Origin of the sequence: Staphylococcus croceilyticus (genome assembly GCF_002902575.1) — a bacterium.
Classification (GTDB): domain Bacteria; phylum Bacillota; class Bacilli; order Staphylococcales; family Staphylococcaceae; genus Staphylococcus; species Staphylococcus croceilyticus.
Genome location: NZ_PPRD01000031.1, coordinates 1 through 21254 on the forward strand (window position 1 = coordinate 1; position 21254 = coordinate 21254).

The 21254-nt window shown below is 33.0% G+C and carries 19 protein-coding genes, 1 pseudogene and 1 riboswitch; of the genes and pseudogenes, 9 read left to right on the forward strand and 11 right to left on the reverse strand.

What is annotated here, in order from left to right:
* Window positions 1-133: pseudogene (gene msaA / locus CD128_RS11825) on the forward strand (regulatory protein MsaA); the annotation flags it as partial.
* Between the two features lie 204 nt (window positions 134-337).
* Window positions 338-538, forward strand: coding sequence for a cold shock protein CspA (gene cspA / locus CD128_RS05055; RefSeq protein ID WP_002433901.1), 201 nt, complete (start codon window positions 338-340; stop codon window positions 536-538).
* Window positions 539-702: 164 nt separating this feature from the next.
* Here cspA and lysA read toward each other — a convergent pair whose 3' ends face one another.
* The 9 genes from lysA to CD128_RS05100 form a co-directional block, all read right to left on the reverse strand.
* On the reverse strand, window positions 703-1968 hold the full coding sequence (gene lysA / locus CD128_RS05060; RefSeq protein ID WP_103328973.1) for a diaminopimelate decarboxylase: 1266 nt from the start codon (window positions 1966-1968) through the stop codon (window positions 703-705).
* A 3-nt stretch (window positions 1969-1971) separates the two neighbouring features.
* Entirely contained in the window at window positions 1972-3048 is a 1077-nt protein-coding gene (locus CD128_RS05065) for an alanine racemase (RefSeq protein ID WP_103328974.1), read from the reverse strand.
* A 6-nt stretch (window positions 3049-3054) separates the two neighbouring features.
* Window positions 3055-4206 (reverse strand): amidohydrolase, encoded by a 1152-nt coding sequence (locus CD128_RS05070; RefSeq protein ID WP_103328975.1) that lies wholly within the window; start codon window positions 4204-4206, stop codon window positions 3055-3057.
* 304 nt (window positions 4207-4510) lie between these two features.
* Window positions 4511-5230 carry a 2,3,4,5-tetrahydropyridine-2,6-dicarboxylate N-acetyltransferase gene (gene dapD, locus CD128_RS05075; RefSeq protein WP_103328976.1) on the reverse strand — a complete coding sequence of 240 codons (720 nt, stop codon included), beginning with the start codon at window positions 5228-5230 and terminating at the stop codon, window positions 4511-4513.
* Window positions 5231-5278: 48 nt separating this feature from the next.
* Window positions 5279-6004 (reverse strand): 4-hydroxy-tetrahydrodipicolinate reductase, encoded by a 726-nt coding sequence (dapB, locus tag CD128_RS05080; protein WP_103328977.1) that lies wholly within the window; start codon window positions 6002-6004, stop codon window positions 5279-5281.
* Entirely contained in the window at window positions 6004-6888 is an 885-nt protein-coding gene (dapA, locus tag CD128_RS05085; protein ID WP_103328978.1) for a 4-hydroxy-tetrahydrodipicolinate synthase, read from the reverse strand. Before dapA ends, dapB begins: the two co-directional genes overlap by 1 nt.
* A 2-nt stretch (window positions 6889-6890) precedes the next feature.
* Entirely contained in the window at window positions 6891-7880 is a 990-nt protein-coding gene (locus CD128_RS05090; RefSeq protein WP_103328979.1) for an aspartate-semialdehyde dehydrogenase, read from the reverse strand.
* 67 nt (window positions 7881-7947) lie between these two features.
* Window positions 7948-9150: an aspartate kinase gene (locus tag CD128_RS05095; protein WP_103328980.1), complete on the reverse strand. Its 1203-nt coding sequence runs from the start codon at window positions 9148-9150 to the stop codon at window positions 7948-7950.
* Between the two features lie 84 nt (window positions 9151-9234).
* A riboswitch (Lysine riboswitch) is annotated at window positions 9235-9411 on the reverse strand.
* Window positions 9412-9654: 243 nt separating this feature from the next.
* Complete coding sequence (locus CD128_RS05100; RefSeq protein ID WP_103328981.1) at window positions 9655-11259, reverse strand: ABC-F family ATP-binding cassette domain-containing protein; 1605 nt, start codon at window positions 11257-11259, stop codon at window positions 9655-9657.
* Window positions 11260-11412: 153 nt separating this feature from the next.
* Between CD128_RS05100 and cvfB the strand changes: the two genes are divergently transcribed.
* From cvfB to phoU, 6 genes are all read left to right on the forward strand, one after another.
* Window positions 11413-12309, forward strand: coding sequence for an RNA-binding virulence regulatory protein CvfB (gene cvfB / locus CD128_RS05105; RefSeq protein WP_103328982.1), 897 nt, complete (start codon window positions 11413-11415; stop codon window positions 12307-12309).
* A gap of 305 nt (window positions 12310-12614) precedes the next feature.
* Entirely contained in the window at window positions 12615-13574 is a 960-nt protein-coding gene (locus CD128_RS05110) for a PstS family phosphate ABC transporter substrate-binding protein (protein ID WP_103328983.1), read from the forward strand.
* A 184-nt stretch (window positions 13575-13758) separates the two neighbouring features.
* A complete protein-coding gene (pstC, locus tag CD128_RS05115) occupies window positions 13759-14685 on the forward strand; it encodes a phosphate ABC transporter permease subunit PstC (RefSeq protein WP_103328984.1) in 927 nt (308 codons plus the stop codon).
* Between the two features lies 1 nt (window position 14686).
* Window positions 14687-15622 carry a phosphate ABC transporter permease PstA gene (pstA, locus tag CD128_RS05120; protein ID WP_103328985.1) on the forward strand — a complete coding sequence of 312 codons (936 nt, stop codon included), beginning with the start codon at window positions 14687-14689 and terminating at the stop codon, window positions 15620-15622.
* 81 nt (window positions 15623-15703) lie between these two features.
* Window positions 15704-16591 carry a phosphate ABC transporter ATP-binding protein PstB gene (gene pstB, locus CD128_RS05125; protein WP_103328986.1) on the forward strand — a complete coding sequence of 296 codons (888 nt, stop codon included), beginning with the start codon at window positions 15704-15706 and terminating at the stop codon, window positions 16589-16591.
* Window positions 16592-16599: 8 nt separating this feature from the next.
* The gene (gene phoU, locus CD128_RS05130; RefSeq protein WP_103328987.1) at window positions 16600-17253 is read left to right on the forward strand and encodes a phosphate signaling complex protein PhoU; all 654 of its coding nucleotides are present in this window, start codon (window positions 16600-16602) and stop codon (window positions 17251-17253) included.
* A gap of 159 nt (window positions 17254-17412) precedes the next feature.
* On the opposite strand, the gene pepF is transcribed toward phoU, so the two are convergent.
* A complete protein-coding gene (gene pepF / locus CD128_RS05135; RefSeq protein ID WP_103328988.1) occupies window positions 17413-19221 on the reverse strand; it encodes an oligoendopeptidase F in 1809 nt (602 codons plus the stop codon).
* A gap of 153 nt (window positions 19222-19374) precedes the next feature.
* Here pepF and CD128_RS05140 point away from each other — a divergent pair, with 153 nt between their 5' ends.
* Window positions 19375-19713: a hypothetical protein gene (locus CD128_RS05140; protein ID WP_103328989.1), complete on the forward strand. Its 339-nt coding sequence runs from the start codon at window positions 19375-19377 to the stop codon at window positions 19711-19713.
* A gap of 59 nt (window positions 19714-19772) precedes the next feature.
* Here the strand turns inward: CD128_RS05140 and CD128_RS05145 are convergent, their stop codons facing one another.
* On the reverse strand, window positions 19773-20570 hold the full coding sequence (locus CD128_RS05145) for an HAD-IIB family hydrolase (protein WP_103328990.1): 798 nt from the start codon (window positions 20568-20570) through the stop codon (window positions 19773-19775).
* Window positions 20571-21254: the final 684 nt, after the last annotated feature.

Consider the following 21254-nt stretch of genomic DNA (forward strand, 5'->3'; position numbering starts at 1 on the left):
CAATATTCACGCTTTTTATAATACTTGTGATTTCAATTTTTGTGAAGATTGCGATGAAGATTTACAAATATTTTATAGTTTTATTGTTTTAAATAATAATGAAGTTTATTATAATCTGCCAAAAATTAATTAAAAGACAATTTTCTATAATTGTATTGCAATTTAATACGAACTAACATATAATAGCTATTAAGCAATGGTTTTATTCCATATTGCAAAGAATATCTGTAAGAGTTATATATAGCGTTTTGTTATTCATACATAATTGTCACATGTATTTTTTGTAATATGCGAATAATGCATATTGAAAGAATTTAGTCTTGGAGGTTTCAGAATTATGAAACAAGGTACAGTTAAATGGTTTAACGCTGAAAAAGGTTTTGGTTTTATCGAAGTTGAAGGTGAAAACGACGTATTCGTACACTTTTCAGCAATTAACCAAGATGGTTATAAATCATTAGAAGAAGGTCAATCAGTTGAATTTGAAGTAGTTGAAGGCGACCGCGGTCCTCAAGCTGCAAACGTTGTTAAACTATAATAAATAGATTGTAAAATATTGACTTTATTGACACCTTACCAAGATGTAGGGTGTTTTTTATTGCTCAATTTTAGTGAATACATAAAAGCCATATTCTGACCCTCGGTTGAAAGGGTTAGAATATGGCTTAATTTACTTATGCATAAATCTCTAATTAAATAAGATTATTTAGTATCATTAATGATTAATTGACGTAATGATTGACGTTTAATGACTTCACGTGCTTTTCCATCTTTTAGGAAGTACACAGGTGGTTTCTGCATTTGGTTGTAATTAGATGCCATTGAATAATGATAAGCACCAGTAGAAAGAATCGCTAGGTAATCACCACGTTGAACAGAAGAAGGTAGTTGTGCATCACGAATAATGATGTCGCCTGACTCACATAATTTACCCGCAATAGTAACTGTTTCGTCTGCTTCTTCATGACGATTAACTAGTAATGCTTGGTATTTAGCATCATATAATGCAGTTCTAATATGATCGCTCATACCGCCATCAATTGAAACATATTTATTAACTTCAGGAATTTCTTTAATTGTACCAACTTCGTATAGAGTAATTCCAGCTTCTCCAACAATAGAACGGCCTGGCTCAATACCAATTTCTGGAACTTCATAATTTAAACGCTCAGTTTCAGCTTTAATTGCATCTGTAATTTCTGCGATGCCTTCTTCAATAGGGAAACTTACGTCTCCTTCAACGTATTTGATGCCGAAACCTCCGCCTAAGTTAAGTAATTCGACTTTAATATCATTTTCAGAAAGCCAGTTAAGTACAATCTTAGCAGTTTCAATCATCGCTTCAGTTCCTTCGATTTGAGAACCAATATGGAAGTGAATACCTTTTAAAAGTAAACGTTTAGAGTCACGTACTTTATTAACCGCTTCAATCGCTAGGCCATGGCGAATTGATAAACCAAATTTGCTGTCTTCTTGGCCAGTTTGAATAAACTCATGCGTATGTGCTTCAACACCAGGGTTAACACGTAATACTACATTTACAGTATCACTCGCATATCTATCGATTAAATCAATTTCTTCAAGTGAATCGATTACAAAGTAACCAACGCCGCTTTCTAATGCGTATTGAATTTCACGTTTTGTTTTGTTGTTCCCATGGAAGTGAATCTTGCTTGGATCAAATTTAGCTTCTAATGCTGTATATAACTCACCCTCAGAAACTACATCTAATTGTAAATCTTCTTCTTGGACTAATTTGACCATTTGAATACATGTAAATGCTTTTGAAGCATACGAAATATTATATTTTAAACCGCTTTTTTGAAAAGCTGAGTGATATCTACGCATTTGATTGCGGATTTCATCTTCATCATAAACAATAGTAGGTGTACCAAAACTTTGAGCAAGTGTCTTTAAACTTGTACCTGCCATTGTTAATTCACCATATTCATTATATTTAACTGCCATTTTTTATCTATACTCCTTTATGAGAGAATCATGATTCATCGCACTAAGTTGTTCAGAGTTAGCGCCTACACCTTTGAATGTATATTCATCAATGCGTATATCGTTATTATATAATATCACTTCATCTTGTGCATGGACTTCCTCGTCAACTTCTACAAACATGTGACTCATCATTAATGCTCGAATAGGATAACGTTTGCCATTGATTAGTGCTTCATGTTTTGCGCGTGATTTCAAAATGCCGTCACCGTATCCTACATCTACGACTGCTAATTTCGTCTTATTGCGTGTAGCTTCATATGCAAAGCTATAGCCACAATAATCGCCTTGATTGACTTCTCGAACTTGTATAACATTCCCTTTAACTGTTAGCGACTGTTGAATGGTTTCTTCTTCTAATTTACTGTAAGGGCGAGATCCATACAAAGCTATACCTACGCGTGCATGCGTATGATGGGGCAGTAATGCTTGCCCTTCACGATAATAACTTGCACTGTTTTGAGCATGGATCATGTCAAATTGATAGCCTTCAACTAATAATGTATTAACTACATTTAACCAAGCTTTGCGTTCTAAGCCATACTCTGGCACATCAAATTCATCGGCATAGCCGAAGTGCGTCCATAATCCTGAAATCACCATTTTATGTGGGTTAGAATTGTTATGATCATCTTCTAATACTTCTTTAATTTCTTCTAGCGTTTTGAATCCAGAACGATGCAATAAGTTTTCAAACTCTAAATGAACTTTAATATCATGTAATTCTTCTTTATATTTATAGTAGTATTCTAGAGAGGGCAGAGTCATTTGAATTTGATTATCTCTCACAGTATCAAAGTCATATACTGCATTCATTAAGAATATTGTAGCTTCTGGCACCAATTTACGAATTCTTATAGCTTCTTTTAATGAAGTCGTACTGAAAGTAGTGATACCTGCTCTTGAAAATTGCTTTACAGCAAATTCTAATCCATAATGATAAGCATTATTTTTAACTACTGCCATAATTGAATTATTATTTTTTACTTCAACAGCATTTTGATAAAACGCTTCTGAATCAACTGACCATATTGCTGTCAATTTAAGTTACTCCTCTCCGTAATGTAGTAATAATTGTTCATAATAGTTTGCCACACCGATTAATACTTTTTCATCAAAGTTTAAATGAGATGTATGTAAACCTGTAACGTAACCTTTGTCTTCATTACGCGTACCTACGAACGCAAAGTAAGCAGGCGCCAATTGCTGACCATAGAAGCTAAAGTCTTCTCCAAATAAAAATGGTAACGGTTTATCTATTACTTCTAAATTTGCATCTTTAATCGCTTGTTCAACACTTGTTCTTAATTGAGGGCTATTCATTGTCGCAGGATAACCTTCTTCAAATTTCACTTCACATTCCACGTTGAACAATAATTTTACGCTTTCTGCTATTTTTTGCATTTGTGTTTTAACTATATTCAAATCATTGGCATCATACGTACGAATTGTACCTTCTAAATAACCGTTACTTGGTACAGTATTGATGGCCTCACCAGCTTCAAAATGTCCCATATGTACAATATTACGTTTTAGACCGTTCAAATGATATTGTTGTATTTGTCCTACTTGATTTAACACATGGAGTAGGGCTTCACCACATGAATGACCTTGTTCTTTGTCCGCTACGTGACTTGATAATCCTTTTAAAAAGAAGCGATATTCTGTGGCACTGGCAGTAATTTCGTTATCACGAATCACCACTTGACCCTCATCTGCAAACGGATTCACATGGATACCGAACACAGCTTCAATAGGGTAATTATTAAACGCGCCCGCTTTAATTAGACGATTAGCGCCACCGCCTGTTTCTTCAGCAGGTTGGAAGATGAATACAACATTATGAGGTAATTCACCTTTATCTGCCATTGCTTTACAACGTTTTACAAATAACATTAATGCAGTTGTATGACCATCATGACCGCATGCATGCATCACATTATCAGTTTGGCTGCGATACTCAACGTCATTCTCTTCGAAGATTGGTAGGGCATCAATATCAGCTCTAAAAGCAATCGTATGATCGCTATTTCCTTTTAAGTATGCAATTACGCCTGTTTCAAGAGGGCGCTCATATGAAATACCTAATTCTTCTAAGAAGTTGACGATATATTTTGTAGTTTCAAATTCATGTAAACTCAACTCTGGATGTTGATGTAAATGTCTTCTATGTTTTGTGACAAATTCTAATTCATTCATATTATCATTCCTTTGTTTACTTAATGATGAGAACGTTCATTTTATTTTTGAAAATGGTGGCAAGCCTTACTAGAACTTTATTTTTCAAAAATAAGAAAAGTATAGAGAATTATAGACTAAGGGAGTGGGACAGAAATTAAACTTAATTTCGTTTTCTCACCCCAGTAAGGCTGTCTAGATTTGAAAAAAGCTTAATTTAAGCACATTTTCAAATCAGTCAGCTACTGCCAATATGTGAACGAAGGCTGAGACACTTTATTATTGTCCCAGCCTCTATACACTATAAATAATGTGTCATAAATTCCTAATCATTTAACTTTCTTAAAGCTGAAACAATTTCACGCTTAGAATCTTCAACTTCAGAAGTTTGTTTAATGACTTTCGCAGGTGTACCAGCTACAACTGCACCAGCTGGGACATCTTGGGTAACGATAGCACCAGCTGCCACGATAGCACCTTCGCCAACTCTAACGCCTTCAAGAATAACAGCGTTTGCTCCAATTAGTACATTATCTTCAATCACTACTGGCGAAGCACTTGGTGGTTCAATAACACCTGCTAATACGGCACCTGCACCAACATGAACATTCTTACCAGTTGTAGCACGACCACCTAATGTCGCATTCATATCAATCATTGTACCTTCACCAACAACGGCACCAATATTAATTGTTGCGCCCATCATGACTACTGCGCCATCTTCAATAATGGCTTGTTCACGAATAAAAGCGCCTGGTTCAATTCGAGCATTCGTATTAGTTAAATCTTTAAGTGGGATAGCCGAATTACGACGATCCATTTCAATTTCTAAATCAGTGATACTCGCTTGATTAGCTTCATAAAAAGGTTTCCAATCCTCTGCTTCACAAAAGATAACTTTTGAATTATCTGATCCAAACACTTTAAAAGATTCTGGGAAGTTAACATTGTTAAATTCTCCATTAACATAAACCTTTAAAGGGGTAGATTTCTTAGCATCACTAATGTATTGAATAATTTCTTGTGCAGAAAGGTGTTGTACCATGTTCGATTCTCCTTATTATTTCATTTATTAAAAGATTGCTTTTAGATTTTACAAATTATCAAAAGTATAATAACCATTTTGTTTGTTAATTAACTGTTCAGCAGCTGTTATTGCACCATTTGCGAAGATATCTTTCGATTGTGCTTTATGAGAAATTGTAATTGTTTCATCTGTTCCTGCAAATAAAACATCATGTTCTCCTACAATCGTTCCGCCACGTACTGCATGGATACCAATTTCATCTTTCTCACGTTTTTCAGTGCGTTCATGGCGGTCGTAAACAGGGGACACATTGTTACGTAATTCTTTAATAACATCATATAGTTTTACAAGTGTACCACTTGGCGCATCGACTTTTTTATTATGATGTGCCTCTGTTAACTCGATATCAAATTCTTGCAATAAAGGTACTGCTGTTTCTAAAATTTTAGTTAATACATGAACGCCATAACTCATATTCGCACTAAAGAATACTGGCATACGTTCACTAAGTTCTTCTAATTTAGCAACAAGTTTCTCTTTTTCACCAGTAGTAGCAACGACTAATGGCATTTCAAAATCCTCGTCTAAGAGCGGTAATAATAGGTTTGGATTTGAGAAATCGATAGCGATATCCGCTTTATCTTGTGCCTCAGCAATATGGTCATAATGTGTGTACGGTGTTGAATCATTATGTTCGGGTTCAATGACACCTACAATTTCATGACCTTTTTCTTCTGCAAGTCGTGCAACACGTTGGTTCATCGCACCATAACCGATTAATAAAATTTTCATTAGTGTTCACCCGCTTTAAACTGTTCATAAGCATTAACTAATACTTTGGCATCTTCAACTTCTAAAGGTAAAAGAGGTAAGCGTAATTCATACTCGCCGAAACCTAAATAACTTGTTAATGCTTTAATTGGAATTGGGTTTACATCAACAGAAAGGGCATCTAATAATTTACCAATTGGTTCAAAATCTTTAGAGATATCTTGTCCACTTTGTTTAGCATCATATAATGTTTGGAATTCTTTTGGAATAACATTAGCTATAACTGAAATGACGCCATTTCCGCCACGTTCGTAAAATTCTACAACGTTATCATCATTACCACTATATAATGCGAATTCGTCTTGGTTAATGCGTTTTTTTACTTCTTCATAGTATTCGAAGTCATTTGTAGCATCTTTTATTGCGACGATATATTCGTTATGACTTAATGTTTCAACTGTTTCAGGATTAATAGTCATATTTGTTCTTGAAGGTACGTTGTATAGTACAACAGGTAATTTAACTTCATTTGCAATTGTTTCAAAATGTTTAATTAAGCCGCGTTGATTCGTTTTATTGTAATAAGGCGTAATTAACATAATTGCATCTGCGCCTAATTGTTTAGCACGTTGTGAAGCTTGGATTGATTTAGCGGTATTGTTAGTACCCGTACCTGCAATAATTGCTACACGATGATTCACTTGTTTTACTACCGCTTCAAGCACTTGTTCTTTTTCCTCTTCAGTTAAAGTAGGGCTCTCAGCTGTCGTACCATTAACTATAATTGCTTGTACACCATTTTCTAATAAGAAATCAACATGTTTTTCTAATGCATTGTAATCCACTTCATTATTGATGAATGGGGTAGCAAGCGCTACGCCAACGCCTTCAAAAATATGTGCCATTATTATCTATCTCCTTTTAAATTGATAACTTGCTCTAATACTTGAACTGCATTTAACGCTGCACCTTTAAGTAAATTATCAGAAGTACACCATACATGGAATGTATTATCTAATGAATCGTCTCGACGAATACGTCCTACAAACACTTCGTCTTTGCCAGTTGAATTAATTGCTAATGGGTATTCATTTTTTTCTGGATTATCAACTAATACTACACGACTATCTTGATCGAATAAGTCTTTAATTTCTTGTACTGTCGCTTCTTTATCAAGTGTCACGTCAATTTCAACACTATGGCTATCTTGCACAGGTACGCGCGCACATGTTGCAGTTACACGTAACTCAGGTTGATTTAAGATTTTACGTGTTTCATCAATCATTTTTTGTTCTTCCTTTGTATATCCATCTTCTAAAAAGACATCAATATGAGGAAGTACGTTATTATAAATTGGGTGAGGGTAAGCTTCAGGTGCTTTACCATTTGCACCCTCAGTTAAATCACGTTTACCCTTAATACCAGAGCCTGAAACCGCTTGATAAGTTGTATAAGCTACACGTTTTAATCCAAATTTATCTTGTAACACTTTTAACGGTACTACTGATTGAATTGTTGAACAGTTAGGGTTAGCGATGATCCCACGTTTAAAGTGGGGCTCATTTACTTCTGGTACAATTAAATCAATATCTTCAGTCATACGCCATTGACTAGAATTATCGATGACGATAGCGCCAGCTTGTTCAAAAATAGGGGCGAATTGTTTACTTGTTCCGCCACCAGCACTCATCAATACGTAGTCAAATTTCTCACTTGCTGCTTCTTCTGTAAGCTCTTGAACAATATATGTTTTACCTTGAAACTCAACTTCTTTTCCTGCTGATCTTGCTGATGAAAACAATACTAAATCATCAAATTTAATATTTTTACGATCAAGTGTTTCTAACATTTTTGTTCCTACTAATCCTGTTGCTCCGACTACTGCGATTCTTGTCATAAAAAGTCACTCCATTGTTTTATTATTTGAATTTTTAAAAAATTGATTATAAATAGGATATTTTAACTTAGATGTCAAAAGCGTCATATAAAATTTCAACTGCTTTTTCACCATTCTTTTTATCAATCACATATGAAATACTAATTTCGGATGTTGTAGTTTGATAAAAAGGAATATTTGAATTGATTAGGGTAATAAATGCTTTAGATGCTACACCAGACATATCTCTCATTCCAGAACCAATTAAAGAGATTTTGACATATTCTTCATTAATTTTATAATCTAGTGCTTCAAATGCTGTAGATAAATGCTCTAAAATACTTGAAATTTGATAAGCATCACTATCTTTAATTGAGAAAGATAATTGTAATCCTTCTGTATTAACAATTTGAGAAATCATATCTACATTTACTGAGCCATCTTCTAAAGCAGTAAATAATTGTGTTAATAAACGATTATCCGGTAGGGGATAACTGATTGTCACGTGCATCATATGTTTATCTAATGCAACACCTGTTACAGCTTTTTTCTCTAAAATTTCTGTTCTTGGCATAATCCATGTTCCTTTCACATTTGATAATGTTCTGCCCAAATAAAGGGGAATGTCATAATTTTTAGCTAATTCTACGCTTCTTGTTTCAAGAACGCCCGCGCCTAAAGCACTCATTTCCATCATTTCTTCATAAGAAACGTAATCTAAGCGCTTTGCTTTACTAAGTATTCTTGGATCAGTAGCGTACACGCCATCAACGTCAGTATATATTTCACAAGGTATTTGATTACTTGCAGCTAAAGCAACTGCAGTCGTATCAGACCCGCCTCGGCCTAACGTTGTTAACTCCAATTCATCGTTGACCCCTTGGAATCCTGCAACAACCAAAACATCTTTATCCTCAAATGCTTTATCAAATGTTTCAGGGTTAATTTCTGCAATTCTACTTTTAAGATGATGTCCAATTGTCTTAATACCAGCTTGATAACCAGTCATTGATCTAGCGTTTACACCGATATCATTCAATACCATAGATAGGTAAGAAACTGTTTGTTGTTCACCAGTAGTTAATAGTAGGGCTAATTCTTCATCTTTAGGTGTTGTAGTAAGATTTGATACATTTTCCATTAATTGATCAGTAGTTTTACCCATAGCGCTCACTACTACAATTAATTGTTCGCCGTCATCCACACGACGTTTAAGCATTTCTGCGATATTTTTTATCTTTGTAAAATCGGCAACAGATGAACCGCCGAACTTCAAAACACTTCGTTTCAAACTTTTACCTCCTACATTTTGGGAGGCCCACACTATAAAAAAAGAGCAAGTTCGGAATGCGCGCGAACTTGCTCGTAATTTATATACAAGTGATGCACTCCATTATTAAATAATAATGACAAACTCTCAGCTCTTAACCACAAAGTCCAACGCTCTATATCTGCGACTATAAAACGTTTCGGCATCGCACCCTTTCAATATTAGCTGTTGCAGACAGTGTATCTAATATGTACTAATGATTGATGCGCCTCATCAATTTCTTATTCAATTGCTATGTTTTTTATTATACATAAGGCAATTATGTCTGTAAACCGATAATTGTGATTTTTTGCAATTGACTGAAAAATCTAAAAGTTATTTTACTACTTAATAGCAATGATACTTCTATTTAGTAAAAAGTAGGTGCGAGGCTGCGAGGGTTGGGCGAACAACTTTATCCAATGTTGTTATTTTGCCCAAAAAATAGCTCACTTCCAAAGTAAAATAGGAAGTGAGCTAAAAAAATTATTTTTGTAATACGCCAATTTCTTGAAGATATTCTTCGTAAGGAATTTCTTTTGATAAACCACCTTGTTGATTTAAATCAATAACAAGGTTAGCAATAGTATTAATGAATTCAAAGTCATAAGATGTGAAAATGATTGAACCTTTAAATGATTTTAAGCCATCATTTACCGCAGTAATACTCTCTAAATCAAGGTGGTTAGTTGGTTCGTCTAATAGTAAAACGTTTGCGCTTGAAAGCATCATTTTACTTAACATACAACGTACTTTCTCTCCACCTGATAAAACACTCGCTTTTTTCTTAACTTCTTCGCCACTGAACAACATACGACCTAAGAAACCACGTAAGAATGTTTCTGTTTGTTCATCTTCCGGTGCATATTGACGTAACCATTCTACTAAGTTCATGTCTACACCTTCAAAGAAGTCAGAGTTATCTTTAGGGAAGTAGCTTAATGATGTAGTAACACCCCATTTAAATGAACCTTCATCTGGTTCCATTTCACCAGCTAAGATTTTTAATAATGTTGTTTTAGCAATTTCGCTATCTCCGATAAGAATTGCTTTATCGTTAGGATTCATTGTAAATGAAATATTATCTAATACTTTTTCGCCATCGATGGTTTTAGAGATACCATCCACAACTAATAAGTCATTACCAATTTCACGTTCTGGTGTGAATTTAACATATGGATAACGTCTTGAAGAAGGTTGGATATCATCTAACTCAATTTTTTCTAATTGTTTCTTACGACTTGTTGCTTGTTTAGATTTTGAAGCATTGGCAGAGAAACGAGCGATAAAGTCTTGTAACTCTTTAATTTTTTCTTCTTTTTTCTTATTTTGTTCTTGAGCCATTTTTTGTGCTAATTGACTTGATTGATACCAGAAATCATAGTTACCAACATATAACTTGATTTTACCGAAGTCTAAGTCAGCAATATGTGTACATACATTATTAAGGAAATGACGGTCGTGAGATACAACAATGACAGTGTTATCAAAGTTAATCAAGAAATCTTCTAACCAGTTAATTGCTGGAATATCTAAACCGTTGGTAGGCTCATCTAGTAAAAGTACATCAGGTTCACCAAATAAACTTTGTGCTAATAATACTTTTACTTTTTGATTATTTTCTAATTCAGACATTTGTTTATCATGTAAATCTGCTGAAATACCTAAACCTGATAATAGGGATGCAGCATCCGCTTCAGCATTCCAACCATTCATTTCAGCGAATTCACCTTCAAGTTCTGCTGCACGAATACCATCTTCATCACTGAAATCTGGTTTCATATAAATTTCGTCTTTTTCTTTCATAACTTCGTATAGACGTTCATGACCTTTAATTACAACATCTAATACACGCTCATCTTCATAAGCAAAGTGATCTTGTTTTAACACAGCTAAACGTTCATCTTTACCTAATGAAACGTGTCCAGTTTGTGAATCAATTTCCCCAGATAAAATTTTTAAAAATGTAGATTTACCAGCACCGTTAGCGCCGATAAGTCCATAACAGTTTCCTTCAGTAAATTTAATATTTACATCTTCAAATAGTTTACGATCACCAAAACGTAAACTTACATCAGTTACTTGTAGCATGCATTTACTCCTTTATTAATCGTTTATCTAATGCAAAAATTATATCACATAATGTTTTTACTTTCGAGTTCATGTAAGTTCAATTGTAAGAATGCTTGTTTAAAGGAGGCATGTTATAATACATAAGAATACAAACCCTTGAAGGAGAATATTATGGCATTAGATAAAGATATAGTTGGATCAATAGAATTTTTAGAAGTTGTTGGCTTAGAAGGTTCAACATACCTTTTAAAAGGACCTAATGGAGAACAAGTTAAATTAAACCAATCAGAAATCGAGGAAGAAGATGCTTTTGAAATAGGCGAAGAATATAGTTTCTTTATTTATCCGAACCGTTCAGGCGAGCTATTTGCTACTCAAAACATGCCAGACATCACTAAAGATAAGTATGATTTCGCAAAAGTACTTAAAACAGATCGTAATGGCGCACGAGTAGATGTAGGTTTACCGAGAGAAGTACTTATTCCTTGGGAAGATCTACCTAAAGTTAAAACATTATGGCCTCAAGCTGGCGACTATGTATTAGTTACTTTACGTATTGATAGAGATAACCAAATGTTTGCACGTTTGGCTAGCGAAACAATTGTTGAAAAAATGTTCACTCCAGTATTTGACGATGATAAATTGAATCAAGTTTTACTAGCAAGACCTTATCGTTTATTACGTGTTGGTAGCTTTTTATTATCCAATGATGGTTATAAGATATTTGTTCATGAATCAGAACGAAAAGAAGAACCACGTTTAGGCGAAGAAGTAGAGGTACGTATTATCGGTCATAATGATAAAGGTGAATTAAATGGTTCATTTTTACCATTAGCGCATGAACGTCTAGATGAAGATGGTCAATTAATCTTTGATTTATTAGTTGAATACGATGGTGAATTACCATTTTGGGATAAATCAAGTCCAGAAGCTATCAAAGAAGTGTTCAATATGAGTAAAGGTGCTTTCAAACGCGCTATTGGACATTTATACAAACAAAAAATCATCAATATTGAAACTGGAAAAATTACATTAACTAAAAAAGGATGGAGTCGCGCTGAAGACTAAACCATAATTTGTTAAGTTAACGCGTTTTTCTTCTATTATATATACTAAATCGTCTTAGTTTATATTCTTCATATTTTCAAAATTAAAAACCTTACTTTTATAAACCCATTCCTTAGTATCAAAAGATATTTAGAGTAATGGGTTTATTTTTTATATAGAAATAATCTATTGTCTATATCAATCTATTTATTAAATTAACAAAACCTTTACACTTAATATATTTTATATTAACAAAAGGTATGTAATATAAGCATTGTAAGAAATACATATAACATTTGGGTTATCTATATTAGGAGGATGTTTCAATGAAAAAATGGCAATTAGTCGGTACTACTGTATTAAGTGCTTCAGTATTATTAGGCGCATGTGGCGGTGGCAACAGCAATGGTAGTGGTTCTGGAGATGAAGGTAAAGACCTTAAAGGGGAAGCAAAAGGCGAAGGTTCATCTACTGTAGCTCCTATCGTTGAAAAATTAAACGAAAAATGGGCTAAAGATCATCCAAACGCTACAATCTCATCTGGTCAAGCAGGTACTGGTGCTGGATTTGAAAAATTCATCGCTGGAGAAACTGATTTCTCTCAAGCTTCTAGACCAATCAAAGATGAAGAAAAACAAAAATTAGAAGACAAAGGTATTAAATATAAAGAATTCAAAATCGCTCAAGACGGTGTAACAATCGCTGTTAACAAAGATAATGACTTCGTTAAAGAATTATCTAAAGATCAATTGAAAAAAATCTACAGCGGCGAAGCTAAAACTTGGAAAGATGTAGATTCAAGCTGGCCTGACAAAGAAATCAAAGCTTTCTCACCTAACTCAAGTCATGGTACTTATGACTTCTTCGAAGAGGAAGTAATGGACAAAGGCGACATCAAAGCTGAGAAAAATGGCGACACTAACGTAATCGTTCAATCAGTTGAGAAAAATAAAGAAGGTATTGGTTACTTCGGTTATAACTTCTACGAACAAAACAAAGATAAGTTAAAAGAAGTTAAAATCAAAGACGATAAAGGTAAAGCAACTGAACCTAAGAAAGATTCTATCAAAGACGGTTCATATGCTTTAAGTAGACCATTATTCTTATATGTTAAAGAAAAATCATTAAAAGATAATGATGTAATGAGAGAATTCATTAAATTCACTTTAGAAGACAAAGGTAAATCTGCTGAAGATGCTGGTTATGTAGCTTCTCCAGACAAAGTTTATAAAGATGAACTTAAAGAATTAGATAAATATGGTAAAAAAGATTCAGATAAAAAATAATCATTATTAATATCAAAGGGCTGGGAAATTATTCAAGGGGTATGACAAGGTGGTTTAACCGCCACCTTGTTTCAGAATATATGGGTGATTTTAAAATGTTTTAATTTAATTTGAACTCATTATTACCTTATAATTTCCTCGCTCTTTTTTTAAATTTATTGGGAGAAAAAAGAGAGGGTTATATATGGCTTCAGACACTAATGTTAGAGATATGATAGCTAAAAATAACGCTAAAAAAGGTGGATTCAGCGATAAAGTTGTACCCGTCATTTTAGGAGTTATAGCAGCTATTTCTATTTTAACTACCATTGGAATTCTATTCACTTTGATTACAGAAACTATTACATTTTTCACTCGTGTTTCGATTACTGAATTTTTATTCACTAAAGATTGGAATCCTACAGGTTCAAATCCTAAATATGGTATTTGGGCTTTAGTTATCGGGACATTAAAAATCACTATTATTGCAACAATTGTAGCAGTACCAATTGGTTTAGGTGCTGCCATTTACTTAAGCGAATACGCTAGCGACAAAGCACGTCGTATCATTAAACCAATTCTTGAAATTTTAGCTGGTATTCCAACAATCGTATTTGGTTTCTTTGCTTTAACTTTTGTAACACCAGTATTAAGAACGATTATTCCTGCGTTAGATAGTTTCAACTCTATTAGTCCAGGGATTGTAGTAGGTATCATGATCGTGCCTATCATCACAAGTATGAGTGAAGACGCTATGGCATCTGTACCTAACAAAATTCGTGAAGGTGCTTATGGTTTAGGATCAACTAAATTTGAAGTAGCAACTAAAGTTGTACTTCCAGCTGCTGCATCTGGTGTGGTTGCCTCAATCGTATTAGGTATTTCAAGATCTATCGGGGAAACAATGATTGTATCATTAGCAGCAGGTAGTTCACCAACCGCATCGTTATCATTAACTAGCTCAATCCAAACAATGACTGGTTATATTGTAGAAATTGCGACTGGAGACGCGACTTTTGGTTCAGACGTATACTACAGTATTTACGCTGTAGGTTTCACATTATTCGTTTTCACTTTAATTATGAACCTTATCTCATATTGGGTTTCTAAACGCTTCAGAGAGGAGTATTAATATGGCAACTACTACGAATCCTAATACTACAAATCCTAAAGCAAAAGGCTTAATAGACCAAAGTAAAGTTGAAAAAAATATTTCAACTCGATCTACTAAAAATAAAATCAACAAATGGTTATTCTTTGCATGTATTGTCATTGCATTATTAGTCCTTGTTGCATTACTTATACAAACGCTTGTTAAAGGTGTAGGTCATTTAACACCTGAATTCTTTACTAACTTCTCATCTTCAACACCTTCACAGGCAGGTATTAAAGGTGCTTTAGCCGGAACAATTTGGTTAATGGTTAGTATCATTCCAATTTCTATTATTTTAGGAGTAGGAACTGCAATTTATTTAGAAGAATACGCTAAAGATAACTTTTTCACTAGTTTCATTAAAATTAGTATTTCTAACTTAGCAGGTGTGCCTTCAATCGTATTCGGTTTATTAGGTTTAACATTATTTGTCCGTGGTGGCGGTATTCAAGCGTTAGCATTAGGAAATAGTGTTATTGCTGCCGCTTTAACAATGTCACTACTTATCTTACCAATTATTATTGTATCAAGTCAGGAAGCAATTAGAGCAGTACCTAATTCTGTTCGTGAAGCATCTTATGGATTAGGTGCAAATAAATGGCAAACTATTAGACGTGTAGTACTACCAGCATCATTACCTGGTATCTTAACTGGTTTCATCTTATCTTTATCTCGTGCATTAGGTGAAACAGCACCATTAATTTTAATCGGTGTTCCAACAATCTTATTAGCAACACCAACAAGCATTATGTCAATGTTCACAGCATTACCAACACAAATTTATACATGGGCTAAAATGCCACAAGCTGAATTCCAAAACGTTGCTTCAGCTGCAATCATCGTATTACTTGTTATCTTATTATTAATGAATGCTGTAGCTATTTTCTTACGTAACAAATTCTCAAGAAAATATTAATTTAAAGTCAATTAACGTAATTTTGGGGGAGAGAAAACGTGTATCATCACTTTTCTCTCAAATATAGAAGGAGTTTTAATTATGGCAAATACAAATGTAGATGAAAAAAATCAAGAAGTAGCAAAACATACTGATCACTCTCAAACACCAGTATCTACTGTCGTTTCTTCAAACGAAAAACAACAAAATCAATCTAAAGAATCTGATACTAATAAAAAAGTAGTATATTCTACACAAAATTTAGACTTATGGTATGGAGATACTCATGCTTTACAAAATATCAATTTAGATATTTTAGAAAATAACGTAACAGCTATTATCGGACCATCAGGTTGTGGTAAATCAACTTACATTAAAACATTAAACCGCATGGTTGAATTAGTACCATCAGTAAAAACTGCAGGTAAAATTTTATACCGTGACCAAAATATCTTTGATGAAAATTATTCAAAAGAGAAATTAAGAACTAATGTAGGAATGGTATTCCAACAACCAAACCCATTCCCTAAATCAATTTATGATAATATTACTTATGGTCCTAAAACACACGGTATTAAAGATAAAAAAATTCTTGATGAAATTGTTGAAAAATCATTACGTGGCGCTGCAATTTGGGATGAGTTAAAAGATAGATTACATACAAATGCTTACGGTTTATCTGGTGGGCAACAACAACGTGTATGTATCGCAAGATGTTTAGCAATTGAACCTGATGTTATTCTTATGGACGAACCAACATCAGCACTTGACCCAATCTCAACTTTAAGAGTTGAAGAATTAGTTCAAGAATTAAAAGAAAATTATTCAATTATTATGGTTACACACAACATGCAACAAGCTGCGCGTGTATCTGACAAAACTGCATTCTTCCTTAATGGTTATGTAAATGAATACGACGACACTGATAAAATCTTCTCTAATCCTTCTGATAAACAAACAGAAGATTATATTTCAGGACGTTTCGGTTAATATTCAACATGACGATTATTAGACAAAAATACGAAGGTCAACTAGACGATTTAATAAAAGATATCCGTCGACTTGGTCTTCGTGTTTATTTTAATATTGAAAATGCATTAGTGTCGTTAAGTGAAGATGATAAAAATTTTGCAAGACAAGTTATTGACAAAGATAAAGAAATTAATGAGTTCGATTGTGAAATCAACGAAAAAGTAATTATGTTGATTACTAAACAGCAGCCAATTGCAACTGATTTAAGAATGATGATGTCAGCTTTAAAAATATCAACCGATTTTGAAAGAATGGGGGATAATGCTGCTAATATTGCTCATATTCGTTTAAGGGTGAAGATTACAGACCATTATGTTTTAACACGTTTAAAAACAATGGGAAAATTAGCTATGCTTATGCTTCAAGATTTAAATAATGCTGCTAAACATGAAGACATTACATTGATTAAAGAAGTAATTGAACGAGATCAAGATATCGATGATTTATATGTTAATATCGTTAATACAACCTATCTTATCGATAACGACCCATTTGTAGCTGGACAAGCGCATTTAGCTGCAAGAAATTTAGAACGTGTAGGAGATCACGTCAGTAATATTGCTGAAAGTGTATATTATTATTTTACTGGTGAACATTATGAAAAGTCTTCTCGTCAATAAGAGAAGTTTGAGAAAAGATATTCGAGTTTTTCAATTAATACATTTATTCTAAAATAACCCAAATTTAGATAAATAAATATAATTAACCCCGTTATTCGTGATGATTTGAATAACGGGGATTTTGTTTTTTAAATAGTGAGTATTGTTAACTCATATTAATTAAGCTTCTTGTTCAATTTGATCTGTAAGTGATTCGACTTCATTTACTAATTCAGATATATATTTAATTGTAGATTTTAATGGTGCATCCGTTGTGATATCAACGCCAGCGATTTTAGCAAGTTCTACTGGTGACTTACTGCCTCCAGCTTTAAGTGTGTCTAACCATGCATCAACGGCTGGTTGACCTTCTTGTCTAATTTTCTGAGACATCACTGTTCCAATTGTTAAACCAGCAGAATAAGTATATGAATACAATCCCATATAATAGTGAGGTTGGCGCATCCAAGTTAATTCTGTGCCATCAGTAAGTTCAACTGCATCTCCAAAGAATTGTTCATAAACTGTACGCATAATGTTATTCAATACTGTAGCAGTAAGAGATTCACCATTATCAACTTTACGATACACTTCACGTTGATATGCCGCTTCAAGCAAATGTGTCACCATATTATGATAATAAGTACGAGATAATATAGAACCTATTACCCAGCGTTTAAATTTAGGATTATCACTATTACTAAACAAGTAATTCGCCATAAGCATTTCATTCATGGTAGAAGGCGCTTCAACAAAATACATAGAAGCTTCAGAATCTAATAAATTTTGATGTTTTTGTGCTAATGTAAAGTGGCCTGCATGGCCTAATTCATGAGCCAATACAAATGTTTCGGCCATTTTACCAGTCCAAGAAATAAACACATAAGAATGAGTGAAATAAGGACTTGCACAATAGGCACCAGTATCTTTGCCTTTATTTTGAGCAAAATCAATCCAACGATCTTGGTAGGCGTTATCAATCATTTTAATATAATCTTCTCCTAAGACATTAAGCGCACCATGAATATATTTTTTAGATTCTTCAATAGAAATTTGAGGTTCATAACTAGGGTCTACTGAGATTTTCAAATCCTCAAAACGCATTTTATCTAAATCATGAATTCTTTGAAGTAACTTCGCATATTTTTGCATTACCGGTGCTAAATCACTCATTATGACATCAATTTGACGATCATACATTTCACGCGTTACTTCTTGATCATGTAATAGGTAATCAATCACTGAGTCATAACCTCTTAAATCTGCTTCAATTTTTTCTTGTTGAACATGCTGATTGTAAGTTGCCGCCGTAGTATGTTGATATTTTCGTAGGGCGTTACTGAAGTTTTGGAAACTTTTACGTCTGAATTCAGGATCTGGGTTATCTTCATATTCATTTTCAAAAGTTGCATAATCTAAAGGGTAATTCACGTTATTATGTTCAAACGATTCAAAAGCTATATCTAACATTTTAGTTGTGCCGTAAAGTTCATATGCACTTTGGAAAGTAGGGGACAAACTTGCCAACACTTCTTCTACTTCTGGAGATAATTGATAAGGCTTGTTACTCATTATTTTTTGTAAATAGTGAGGGACATTTAAGTCAGCTATAGCGCTTTCAATCTCACTATTAGATAACGCTGAAATTTCAGATTCTACAAACGATAATTGACTAGTAATTTTGCCGTAAGAAGTTGAAAGTTTAGCACTCAATGTTTGAGCTTCTTCATTTGAAGTATCCACGCTTAATCTTAATTCTGCATAATTGCCTAAACGATCTAATTGAATCAGTATCGTTTCATATTCATTTAATATCTCGTGAATATTAGCAGGGGAGATCTTATTTTTAAATTCTTTATTTAATTCTTTAGCATCATTAATCGTTTTTTCTAAAACTTCATAAAACTGCTGGTCATCTTTAAATAAATCTTTTAAATCCCATTTTTCTTCTTGAGTCACATCTTTTCTAAATGGTAAGCCTGTTGACATCTAATCACTCCTTGAAACTAGTTTTATAATTATTATACACAAGTTTATTTTCAATCTCATTATTAAGCCTTTAGGCCGAGTAAATCACTGTAATAACATTGTATAATTAACTAGAATAATAGTATTCATTATTTACGATATAAGGAGTTTTACATGACTATTTTTGATATGCCTAATTATTTATGGATTACTATAGTTGCTATGATTCTTTTAACTGTATTTTGTTCTTTAATTTTGAAAAAGTGGATCATATCAGCAGTTATTACTTTTATAGTGTTGGGAATCTTAGCAGTCTTTATACCTAATTTCTATGATATTTCATTCCAACCATTACTTGGATATGCTGCGTTCTTAGCAATTATTAGTTTAATTGTTAGTTTCTTATTATGGTATTTTACTAGAAATTGGAGACGAGAGCGTAAACAAAGAAAGTTAGAAAAAGAAATACAAAAGTATGAAAATGAGGAAAGAAAATATCCTCGTCGTTTTTAATTACTTTTTCTATGAAAATTGAAGAAAATAGAGAATAACCGTTGAAACATTTTGATATTTCAACGGTTTTTATTATATAAATTAGTTTCTTCAAATAGTTGATCAAGTGATTTACATATTGAATCTACGTTTGACTCTATAGATTTTAGTTTATGATTATTTTCAAAAATAGGGAGATTAACCGCCTTATTATTAACAAAATAACCCGACTCAGCATTGTTCAACATCGTAATATCATTATGGTCATTACCAAAGGCAATATACTCTGGGTTTGAGCCAAGTATATACTCAATAGCAGCAAATTTATTAATGTGTTGTGCAGTAATATCTATATTAAGTTCATTAGAATGATTAATTAGAGATAAATGGGGCACTTTCGTACTCAAATATGTTGCAATCTCTTCGAAATACTGCGTTGGTATATTTAGCAGTATAACTTTGATAGGCGAAGTAATTGCGGCTAAAGATAGTTTTTGTGCTAAATGTAACGGGTCTAGACGTTTGTAGATTTCATTAGCAACACTAATATTAGCAGCATAGTTCCATTTATCATCGACTATATAATTTAAATCATACTTTTTGATAACGTCTTTAATAATTTGAAAATCTGTATGAGATATAGTAGCTAAAGATCTAATTGTTTTATTTTCAGAAATAATGGAACCATTACCGCCAATTAATGACATACCATGAAAGGCTTTTGGTAAAACCGGAAGTAAATCGCGTATTGGTCTTGCCGATGCAAAAATAATTCTATGTCCTACGTTATGTAAACTAATCAATCTTTGAGTTATTTCTTTATCAATGTGCTGTCCATCAAAACAAATTGTGCCATCAATATCAAAAACCAGATTCATATGTAAAATAAACTCCTTTATATAGTAGATATACGTATAGATATTATCATAATATATATACGTAATTTACTAGAATTTAGCAAATGGATAATCTTCAAATAAAAATTGATAGTAAACTAAACTGTTAATTAAACTGAAATATAGTAAAAGGATAGGTCCCCTAAAGCTCAATACATAACTTCCTATAATATATATTATGTAAACTAAAATATTAATTGACTAATATTACTTATTTTATAGACGCTGTCAGGACGATTTCTGAGCATTTTTACGATGTCTTATGTACAGTTATCTTATTTATGTTCATGTCTTTTAAGTTAAAGTTTACCTTTCATTTTCAGTTTTAAGTTAGATTCGATTAACAACTCGTATTTGTACGCCTATATAAACATGGCAACTAAATTTAAACGCATTAAACATCGTTGTTATATAAAACTATATATGAAGCTGCTAAGTTAGCACTCCGTTTAAATATAATATGTATATATGATAATCGTTGCCTATGTAATGATATACGAAGGTTATATTAGAACTAAACATTAAGATTTTAAATTCTAATTGCTGATTTAGGCAAATTTTAATTCGGCTTTAAATCGTAATTTTTACGTTTTAATATAGATATACTCTTTCTTGGTTTCAAATGATCATTCCAACCAAAAATCAAAAGATTTTATATTATAATAT